Below are 9,809 nucleotides of genomic sequence, written 5' to 3' on the forward strand. Positions count from 1 at the left end.
AACGAGGCAGGCGTAGCATTTTTGGATAGGGAGAGAGGGACGAAAGAGCCGCCCAACGGCTCGAGAGCGAGCGCGCTCCCATGTTGGGACGGCTCATCTTTGTTGGAGGGGAGATCTCAACGTGCCTGCTCGCGGGCGAGATGTGTCTCCAGCGCAGCCAGGTGCTCTTTGAGGCGACGATTCTCCTCGCGCAGTGTCTCCACATCCTGGCGCAACTGAGCGAGCTGTTCATCGGCCTGCCCTGCACTGCGCAGAACATGAAGGGCCACACGCATGCTGCGCAAGGCGCGTGTCTCCAGCTCGCGCGCAGCGGCTCGCTCCAGAGCAGGAATGGCGCGTCGCTCGCCGAAGAGCTGGAGGGCCAGGGCAGCCCCCTGACGCACGGCCTCCCAGGGATCATGCTCAACTGCCTCGCAGAGGCGGGTCACAGCTTGCTGCCAGCTTGTTTCCCGATAGAGATGACGCTCACGGGCTAGCTCTTGCAGGCCAGACGTTGCCGCCAGTCGCCACAGCGGCGGCTGATGACTGGCATCAAGATAGTCCAGGATCAGCGGGATCGCTCGTTCGTCGCCACAGCAGGCCAGACCTCGAAAGATCCCCTGCTGGACGCAGGCCTGCCATGATGGGCGCGCAATGGCTCGCTGTAGCACTTCGAGCACGCCGGCCACGCGTGTTCTGCCAAGCGCTTCCGCTGCCGCATGTTCGACAGCATAGCTTACATCGCCATCGTTGACCAGAGGAATCAGTGCCTCAGCCGAGCGCTGTGCCAGGGCACTCTGCTGAGGCACCTGATAGCGCCCCAAGGCGCGCGCCACGGTGGCCCGCACACGCGACCACTCACGCGCCTCCAGTTGATGCAAGGCGCGCAGCAGTATCTCTTGCGCGTCCTCTGTGCCCAAGTCTCCCAGCGCCTTAGCTGCGGCGCAGCGTACTCCCCAGAAGGGATCAGCAAAGAGCGCCTCCGCAAGCGCCTGGCGGCTGGCCTCATCTCCATGCCTCGCCAGGGCCTCTGCTGCTTCGATCCGTCCCAGCACATCGGGATCGTGTGCGAGCTGATAGCGCAGCATAGTGGCAGGTCGCTCGAATTCCAGCGTCTTCAGCAGCCAGCCGTCGGGATCAAAGCGCACCATCACAGGTTCGCGCTCCAGGGGAACAAAGAAGGTCTGGGTAGTCTCCCCGTTCTCGCCTACGACCACCTGCAGATTGACCACGCGTGTCTCGCTGCTACCGTCGGCCACGGGCACGCTGAAGCTCAAGTCAATGGGCGTGACAAAGCAGGGGGTCAGATCATCGATGGTCTGGGTCTGCTTGATTGTGAGTCTGGCTAGATGGCGCTGGCTATCCCAGGCATAGCTGACAGAGAAAGCCGGATAGCCGGCCTGGTAAAGCCATTGCTGGAAGAAGCGGGCCAGGCTGCGTCCGGTGACCTCCTCTAAGGTGCGCTCCAGGTCGGCAGTGATGACCTCACGGCCCCGGTGGCGCTCTAAATAGGCGTGTAGCCCCCGTCGAAAGGCCGCTTCGCCTAGCTGGTGGCGGAGCATATGCAGCACCCAGGCCCCTTTGCTGTAGAGATGGCGATCAAACAGCTCGAAGCCGTCGCGATAGTAGCCACGATAGACCACCGGACGGCGATAGTGCTTATCTTCCTCAAAGTAGAGCCGGGCCTCCTCTCGCATCATGAACTTGAAGACATCGCTGCCGCGGTCGTGTTCGATCCAGAGATGCTCCAAGTAGGTGGCAAAGCCCTCGTTGAGCCAGCCCTCTGACCAGTCGCGACAGGTGAGCAGATCACCGAACCATTGATGGGCCAGCTCATGGGCAACCGTGGTTACGGGGCCATCTTCGCCCACATCAAGCGCAGCTTTCTGATCGAAGAGCAACATGAAGCTGTGAGTCGTGGCCGTTGTGTGCTCCATTGCCCCTCGATAGACTTCGACGACGCTCTGGGCGTATTTGCTGTAGGGATAGGGATAGTCGAGATAGCGGCTGAAAAACTCGATCATGGCCGGCGTCTTGCCCATCAATAGGCGGGCCTCATCGCGGCGCTCCGGTCGTACATAGTAGGTAACGGGCAGCTCCCCGTAATGATCTTCGATAATGGCGAAGTCCCCGACGACCAGCGAGATCAGATAGGCAGGATGGGGCACGTCATGGCGCCAGTGATGGGTTTTGGTGCCGTCGCCGTTGTCGCGCACGCTGAGGAGCTGACCGTTGGAGAGGGTTACAAATTGCGCCGGCACGGTCACGATGATTTCGCTGGTGGCGCGGTCGTTCGGTGCCCAATGGCAGGGAAACCAATGACGATGGTACCAGGTCTGGCTGAAGGTCCAGGCCTGCACAGGGCGCGTCGGATCATCGGGCGTAGGCTTGTTGAAGTTCAGGCCAATGCGCGGCTGCGCCCAGTAACGCACGCCAATGGTGAAGGCCTCGCCATAGCGGTAGGGTCGGTCAAGGGTGACTATGAGACGCTCTGGCTCCAGGCTGTAGCTCAAGCTGGCTCCATCGTCAAGCATGACCTGCTCGATATGCAGGTCGACAGCATCAAAGGCAACTGTGCGTACTTCATCATAGAGGGCTGTAAAGGAGGTCCAGGCAGTACCTCGGACTGTCTCACGCTCAAAGTCAAGGCTGATCTCTAGTTTGACATGGGTGATATCAGCAGGGCGATCAGGAGCATAATGGACGCTATCGCCAGGCAGCTCAAAGGCGCGTGCTTTGGGTGGCGGCGCCACCAGCGCCTGCAGACCGCCTCCCCTCTCTTCTCGTAGACTCCAACCTTCACAACCCTCTGCTGTATAAGTAGAGTCAAAGTAGCTTCTCAATGGGAACCTCCTCTTTGGTCTTTCTTCCCACGCAGAGCAGTGGAAGCATCCTCACTCATCTTATTTCCGTTGTCAATGATGAGCTTTCAGGTATTGCTCTATCCAAAGTGATTTTTGCCATTGAAGAGGCCGAACATAGCAGATGAGCGGAGAAGCTGGTCGGGCAGCTTCTCCTTGCTCGCCGTGACTGGCAGCCGGACTGGACAGTTGGCCGGCCAGGAGAGACGAGTGAGGAAACGTGCTGGCCCCCGCCTGGTCAGACAGGCTCGTCCTCGCCTGGAGCCAGCCGCAGGCGGGAAAGCGCGAGCCGGGCCAGCCTGTCCAGCAGGGCTACTTTCCCTCCTCGCCGCAACTCAGCCTGGCTCTTCGCTTCAACTGCTTCCCTGGGCAGGGCGTAAATATCTATGTTATTGGTACCTGGAGAGAGGTTTTCACGAGTAGTATGCGTTACAAACCTGCACGGATCAATAGACTAGCCCAGGTCGCGCGTTTCTTGCGCGTTGCTCGCCTATTGCTATGGACCATCTGGGTGATTTACCGTGAGCGTCGGCGGGTGATTCGGGCCCACGAACGTGGTCACTACGAGGTTCAGCCTGACATTGAAGTCTTGATCAAAGTTCTGACGGCCTTCCGCGAGACCGCCATCAAACTTGGCGTCCTGATGATCAAGCTGGGCCAGTTTCTGAGTGCGCGCGCTGATCTGCTACCGGAGCAGGCGCTACAGGTGCTGGGCAGCCTGCAGGACGAGGTCCCGCCGGCGCCCTTCAGCCATGTAGTGGCGGTGATCGAAAGCGAGCTGGGCAAGCCGGTGGAGCAGATCTTTAGCCTACTGGAGCGCAAGGCGACCGCCGCCGCTTCTCTTGGCCAGGTGCATCGCGCGATCCTTGCCAGCACCGGCGAGACGGTAGCGGTCAAAGTGCAGCGACCGCATATAGAGGAGCTGGTCAATACCGACCTGAGCACGATTCGCTTTGTCATCTGGGTCATCTCGCGCTTTGTCGACACGAGCGAGTTCATCGATTTGATGGCCGTCTATCGCGAGTTTCGCCGGACAGTCTATGAGGAGATTGACTATCTGACCGAGGCCGCCAATGCGCGCCGTTTCCGCGAGTTGTTCCGCGATCAACCCCAGATCTATATCCCGCGCGTCTATGAGGAATATAGCTCGAAGCGGGTGCTTGTGCTGGAATGGATCGATGGCATTAAGATTAACGATTATGCCGCGCTGGAGGCCGCCGGTTATCATCGACTAGAGGTTGCGCGGCGTACAGTCGAGGCCTATTTCTTCCAGTTCTTTGAGGCCGGTTTCTTTCATGCCGATCCTCATCCTGGCAATATCTTTGTCAAGGCAGGTTCGCCCCCGGAGGACCCGGTGATCGCCTTTGTCGACTTCGGCATGGTTGGCTCTCTCACGAAGAGCATGAAAAAGGCTATGCGCGATCTCTTTCTGGCCTTTGTGGCCCGCGATTCGCAAGCCCTGGTCAATGCCCTGGGTCGCCTGGGCTTCCTGGGAGAACAGGCCAACCTGCCCGCTATTGAGCGCGGCCTGGAGCTGATGCTCAACCAGTATTATGGCATGACGCTGGGGGAGGCTCGTGAGCTGGATCTCTCGGATGTGGCTCAGGAGATTGAGCAGCTCCTCTATGGGCAGCCGTTCCAGATTCCGGCCCAGTTCGCTTTCACGGGGCGCGCCATCAGCGTCCTGGCGGGTGTGGCTACTGGTCTAGCGCCAGAGTTCAACCTCATCGACGTGGCCGCGCCTTATGCCCGCAAGTTTCTCGGCCTGAGCAGCGATCGACTGGGGGAGAATCTCCAGGAGCTCCTGCGCCAGATGCTCGAAAATGGCCGCGCAATGCTGACCTTACCTCGTGCATTGGAGCGCATCATTGCTCGTTTTGAGAGTGGTCAGATTGAGATCCGCTTGGCCGATCGTGGCTCTAATGGCCGGGGTCGGCGCTCCCGCTCGGGAGCTGGACGTAGCGCCGCTGGTCACGATGGGCGGGGTGGCAGCTTCTCCCTGACTCTTGTGAGTCTGGCTGCGCTGGCTGCCGCTCTCTATCTGCTCACCAGCGCCCATCTGTTCACCGCTGGCTGGTTCTGCCTTGGTCTGGCTGCCCTGGCCGTGCTGGGCCTGCTCCTGCGTCGCTAGCGCCATTTCGCAGGAAACACGCTCACAGCCTGCCAGCCGTAGGAAGGAGAGAGCAGGCCCAGACAGCAGCGCTGGACGTGCCTGCGCCAGATCTCTAGCTCAGGAGCTGCCAGCGCTCGCCGTCCTGGCGACGAACGCGGCCTTCTTGTTCGAGCTTGAGCAGGTGGGCCGTCAGCGATTGAGCCGCCAGGGCGTGGAGCGTAGAGGAGACATCGGCATAGACATGCGGCACAAGGGCGCTAACGGTCGCTCCCTCCGGGAAGCGAGCAAGGGCGGTGATCACTTGTTGCTCACGGAGCAGACGATGGTCAATATACTCAGCGAGCTTGCTGCCAGGGTCGGTGATAATGGGGCCGTGGCCCGGCACGATGCTGCGCAGCTCCAAGCGCTGCAGGCGCCGAAGCGAGGCTAGATAAGCCGTCATATCGCCTTCCGGTGGGGCAATCACCACTGTGCCCACGCCAGCGAGGAGATCACCAGCGAACAGAATACCGGCCTGCTCTAAGAGAAAGCAGAGATGGTCAAAGCGATGCCCTGGCGTATGGATAGCGAGCAGGCTATCGTCACCGACGGGCAGACGTGCCCCATCCTCCAGCTCTTCGTCGGCCAGGGTCACCCCTGCGCGACTAAAGGCCAGCACCGGTACCCCCAGCCGTTCCCGCAAGGCGGCCGCGCCACCGCAGTGGTCAGGATGGCCATGTGTGATCAAGATGCGCCGGATACCGCCACGGGCTTTCCCCGCCGTGATCACCTGCTCTAGATAGTCCTCTGCCTCAACTGCGGGGTCGATGACGAGCGCTCCCGTAGCCTCGCTGCCAACGATGATGGTATTGGTTCCTGGTCCTGTCATCACCGAGGGATTCGGGGCCAGGACAACTGTATAAGGCTGTTCCTTTTGTTGTCGTTTCTGCTCCTGCTGCATACCAGTACTCTTGCTTCTTCAGCCAAGCGAATGACTAGCCCAGCACCGCGACTCAGCCCTGAGTCATATGGGGCGGTACCTCCCACCCCTGTTCATCGCCGGGCAGATAGATACGATAGCCCTCCCCTTCCTGAACCAGGCGCGGCTGCTTGAGGGCCACGTAGTGCGAGGCCGCAAAGGCCAGGGCCTCCTCGGCGCGCGCGAAGGCTGCCAGCTCTTCGAGCTGGCGCAGGGTGGCAAAGACCAGGGGAAAGCTCCCATGCTGGTAGCGGGCCAGCGCCTCGGCGGGTCTGATCCAGAGGCCATCACTGGTCTCCAGATGGTCGTAAGCGGCCTGCTGAGCGGAGGGAGCCAGAGCCAAAAAGAAATGAGTATCGAAGCGGCGTGGCATCCCCTCGGGGGTCACCCAGTGAGCAAAGTAGTGGAGCTGATCGGTTGCCAACTGCAGCCCTTCACGCCGGGCCAGCTCGACTAGCGAGCCACGCCGCTCATGAAAGGCGCGGCGATAGTCGGCAAAGCGCGCCTTCCCGGCCTCATCCTCTGTCAAGGCCAGCAGCGAGCCATTGCGATAGGCTAGCAAGATCCCCGCTTCCTCAAATAGCTCGCGAATGGCCGCGGCTCGTGCACCGGTACCCAGGGCCGTCCGGCCCTCGGGATCAGCCACTTGCTCGCGGGCAGGCACAGGAGCGCAGAGTTGAGCGCTCTCCTCGGCAGCCCGGTCATCGGCTTTGATAGAGCCACCAGGAAAGACGTAGACATCGGGCATAAACTCGCTTTGGACGACGCGCCGGACCATAAAGACCTCCATTCCGCTTCCAGCGCGTCCGTTTCTCAACAGCATCACCGCTGAGGCCGGGCGGGGCACAACTGCCATAGGTTCTCTCTCCATCTCCTTTGAGGAAAGTTTCTGTAACCTGGACGTGATACTGTTATAGTACCATATGTGCTGTCACTCCGCAGGCGTGGCGCGCCCCCTTTACGGATGCCGCGGCCTGTGGTACGCTGAACGTGTTCATGCTCTTTGTGACAGAGATAAGCAGGATACACCCGGCAGAGTAGGATCTCTCAGCTCTCGATCGAAAGCAAAGCCGAGCCGAAAAAGTAGCTATGGATGCTGATGCACCAGTGATGATACAGTCGCAGGGTCGGCAAGGACGGCGGCGCCTGGGCCTGATTGGCGATCCTGTGGCTCATTCGCTCTCACCGCGCATGCAACAAGCGGCCCTTGATGCTCTGGGGATCGACGCGGTCTATGAGCTGTGGCAAACACCCGCCGATGAACTAGCTTCGCGCGTCGCCCTGCTGCTCGATCCGCTCTATCTGGGAGCCAACGTAACTATTCCGCATAAGCAGGCGGTGCTCCCTCTGCTCGACATTGTTGATCCGCTGGCGGCGCGCATCGGAGCGGTCAATACGATTGTGCCGCGCGATGGCTACCTGCATGGCTATAACACCGATGCGCCCGGTCTGCTGCATGCTCTACGCGAACTGGGGATAGGCAGGCCGAACGAGAGCACGACGATCTCTCTCACGGGCTATACAGCCATCATTCTGGGGGCAGGCGGAGCAGCACGCGCTGCAGCCTTCGCCCTGGCCAGTACCGGCGTTGAACGCCTGATCATTGTCAATCGCCACCTGGAGCGCGCCCAGCATCTGGCGGCGGAGGTTGGCGACTTTCTCACCGCCCAGCGTCAGGAGCTAAGTGTCCCCCAGGTTTTCAGCCTCAGCGACCCTGAGTTTCTGATCCCTCACCCGCTCTCGTTAATCATCAACGCCACGCCGGTCGGCATGCATGAGGACCTGAGTCCGCTGCCTGGTGAGGTATTAGCCCGCTTCGGCAACGAAACCTTCGTCTTCGATATGATCTACAATCCAGCAGAGACAAAGCTGCTCTGTCAGGCGCGGACACTGGGCATGCGGGCCTCCAACGGCCTGCCGATGCTGCTCCATCAAGGGGCATTGGCTTTCACCCTCTGGACGGGTCAGCCTGCTCCGCTGGAAGTGATGCGCGCCGCGCTTGCCGCCGAGTAGAGCAGGTCAGGCATGTTCAGCCAACCGTTCAGTTTGAGATTCGACCCTTTGGGCCGGCATCATGGTCCTGGCCTGCTTTTTCTCTTTCCCGTCGCCTTCTCTCTTACTCACACCCCAGATCAGTCGGGGGCTGTACTGGCAGCGGATTGGCCCAGGAACTTGCCTTTTCCCGCCGTGGGGACATACTATTATGCAGGAGGGATCACCAGCCAGAACAAGGGAGGAACCATCATTGAAACTGGCAAGCTTTTCAACGCCCGATAACCCGCGCGTGCGTGTGGGCCTGGTGCTCAACGACGAGATTGTCGACGCTGCTCAGGGAGCGCGCGCCCTTGGCTTCACTGTCCCCGACCAAATGCAAGCCCTCATCGAGCAATATGGGCAGGCTGAGCGCGGTCTTCGTGCCCTGCTGGAGCAGGCGCAGCAAGCCAACGGGCGTCTGAGTGCAATTCCCGCGCTGCAGGGCAGTGGCCTTGTGCAGCCGCTCTCTGCTGTACAGCTTGCGGCCCCGATCCCTCGTCCGCGCAAGAACATCATGTGCCTGGGACTGAACTACGCCGAGCACGCCCGTGAATCCGCCGCGGCCCGCGGACGCCAGGCCGAGCTGCCCCAGTATCCTGTTATTTTCACCAAAGCCCCTACCACCGTCAATGGACCTTTTGGCGAGGTAGTCATCGATCCTGCCGTCTCCACCCAAATCGATTGGGAAGTTGAGCTAGCGGTCATCCTGGGCAAGGGCGGCAAACATATTCGCGAGGACGAGGCTCTTAGCTACGTCTTCGGCTACACCGTGCTCAATGACATCTCAGCTCGCGACCTGCAGGCCCAGCACCAGCAGTACTTTCGCGGCAAAAGCATCGATGGCTACTGTCCGATGGGTCCCTGGATCGTTACCGCTGATGAGATCCCTGATCCCCATCGGCTCACCTTACGCCTGCGCGTGAACGGCGTTACCAAACAAGAGGCCAGCACAGATCAGATGATCTTCTCCATCCCCCGCATCATTGCCGTCCTCTCGAACGGCATGACGCTGGAGCCAGGCGATATCATCGCGACTGGCACGCCGAGCGGTGTCGGCTTTGCTCGCACGCCGCCTGAGTTTCTGCGTCCCGGCGACATCATGGAGACCGAGATTGTCGAGATCGGTGTGATGAGGAATCGCGTTGTCGGCGTAGAAGAGGCGCACTCCTCTGCCCGTGCCACGAGCGCGCAGCAGCTCTAAACACGGCAGGCAAGCTGCCAAAAGATGACGAGGCGACGGATTTTTGCTAATCCGTCACCTCGTCCGGCCAGGGAGAGGGCTATCTATCCTGCTACCCCTGCTGGTTCCCTATCGTCGACAGGCCAGCCAACGCGCTGAGCCGGCCGGAAGGGGCGGCCACCGCCGCCGACCAACTGCGCCTGAAGGTCCCTGTTGCGACCGGCGCAGCACTTTTGAGACCACATCGGGAGATCAGACCGCGACCTCTTCTTTGATCCAAGGAGGAAGCGCTCCCCACAGATTCAGAGCTCGCGGACGGGCATGCCATAGACGCGGCGGCGTTGTCACATCCTGATCGTAGTACTGCTCCAACTCGGCGGACAACTCGATGTGACAGCCTTCGGGGTCGGCGAAACGCAGAAAGAGATCATGGCCAGCCCCGTGACGTCCAGGTCCCCAGAGAATGGGCGTTTCCTGCCGACTGAGATAATCACCCCAGGCCAGCAAGTCCAGGCCACTATCGATACGGAAACCGATATGATCGACATCAGGATGCCCCTGGATCAAGACCAGGGTATGATGATCGGTGTTGCAACGCAGCCAGGCCCACTCACGCAGCAGCCAGTCAGAGATGTCAAAGCCCTCGGCTTGCTTATAGAATTCACCCATTGCCTCCATTTGTGG

General features: G+C 60.5%; 7 protein-coding genes. 3 read left to right on the forward strand and 4 right to left on the reverse strand.

Annotated features, from left to right (window positions below):
• Window positions 1-116 precede the first annotated feature (116 nt).
• On the reverse strand, window positions 117-2,822 hold the full coding sequence (locus IRZ24_RS11850) for a M1 family aminopeptidase (protein WP_297164371.1): 2,706 nt from the start codon (window positions 2,820-2,822) through the stop codon (window positions 117-119).
• A gap of 442 nt (window positions 2,823-3,264) precedes the next feature.
• On the opposite strand from IRZ24_RS11850, the gene IRZ24_RS11855 reads away from it, so the two are divergent.
• On the forward strand, window positions 3,265-4,971 hold the full coding sequence (locus IRZ24_RS11855; protein ID WP_297164374.1) for an AarF/ABC1/UbiB kinase family protein: 1,707 nt from the start codon (window positions 3,265-3,267) through the stop codon (window positions 4,969-4,971).
• Window positions 4,972-5,065: 94 nt separating this feature from the next.
• On the opposite strand, the gene IRZ24_RS11860 is transcribed toward IRZ24_RS11855, so the two are convergent.
• Both IRZ24_RS11860 and IRZ24_RS11865 read right to left on the reverse strand, forming a co-directional pair.
• Entirely contained in the window at window positions 5,066-5,893 is an 828-nt protein-coding gene (locus IRZ24_RS11860; protein WP_297164378.1) for an MBL fold metallo-hydrolase, read from the reverse strand.
• A gap of 52 nt (window positions 5,894-5,945) precedes the next feature.
• Complete coding sequence (locus IRZ24_RS11865; protein ID WP_297164381.1) at window positions 5,946-6,767, reverse strand: hypothetical protein; 822 nt, start codon at window positions 6,765-6,767, stop codon at window positions 5,946-5,948.
• A 233-nt stretch (window positions 6,768-7,000) separates the two neighbouring features.
• Between IRZ24_RS11865 and aroE the strand changes: the two genes are divergently transcribed.
• Together aroE and IRZ24_RS11875 are read left to right on the forward strand one after the other, a co-directional pair.
• Complete coding sequence (aroE, locus tag IRZ24_RS11870) at window positions 7,001-7,924, forward strand: shikimate dehydrogenase (protein WP_297164384.1); 924 nt, start codon at window positions 7,001-7,003, stop codon at window positions 7,922-7,924.
• Window positions 7,925-8,156: 232 nt separating this feature from the next.
• Window positions 8,157-9,146, forward strand: a complete 990-nt coding sequence (locus IRZ24_RS11875; RefSeq protein ID WP_297164387.1) for a fumarylacetoacetate hydrolase family protein — start codon at window positions 8,157-8,159, stop codon at window positions 9,144-9,146.
• A gap of 231 nt (window positions 9,147-9,377) precedes the next feature.
• Here the strand turns inward: IRZ24_RS11875 and IRZ24_RS11880 are convergent.
• A partial coding sequence (locus IRZ24_RS11880; RefSeq protein WP_297164390.1) for a VOC family protein occupies window positions 9,378-9,809 on the reverse strand: 432 nt, incomplete at its 5' end.

It is taken from the genome of Thermogemmatispora sp. (assembly GCF_019683755.1).
Classification (GTDB): Bacteria; Chloroflexota; Ktedonobacteria; order Ktedonobacterales; family Ktedonobacteraceae; genus Thermogemmatispora.

Excerpts from the sequence above, each read along its gene's own strand:
- IRZ24_RS11865 (WP_297164381.1), bottom strand. The coding sequence starts at position 6,767 with ATGGCAGTTGTGCCCCGCCCGGCCTCAGCGGTGATGCTGTTGAGAAAC.
- IRZ24_RS11855 (WP_297164374.1), top strand. The coding sequence starts at position 3,265 with ATGCGTTACAAACCTGCACGGATCAATAGACTAGCCCAGGTCGCGCGT.
- aroE (WP_297164384.1), top strand. The coding sequence starts at position 7,001 with ATGGATGCTGATGCACCAGTGATGATACAGTCGCAGGGTCGGCAAGGA.
- IRZ24_RS11860 (WP_297164378.1), bottom strand. The coding sequence starts at position 5,893 with ATGCAGCAGGAGCAGAAACGACAACAAAAGGAACAGCCTTATACAGTT.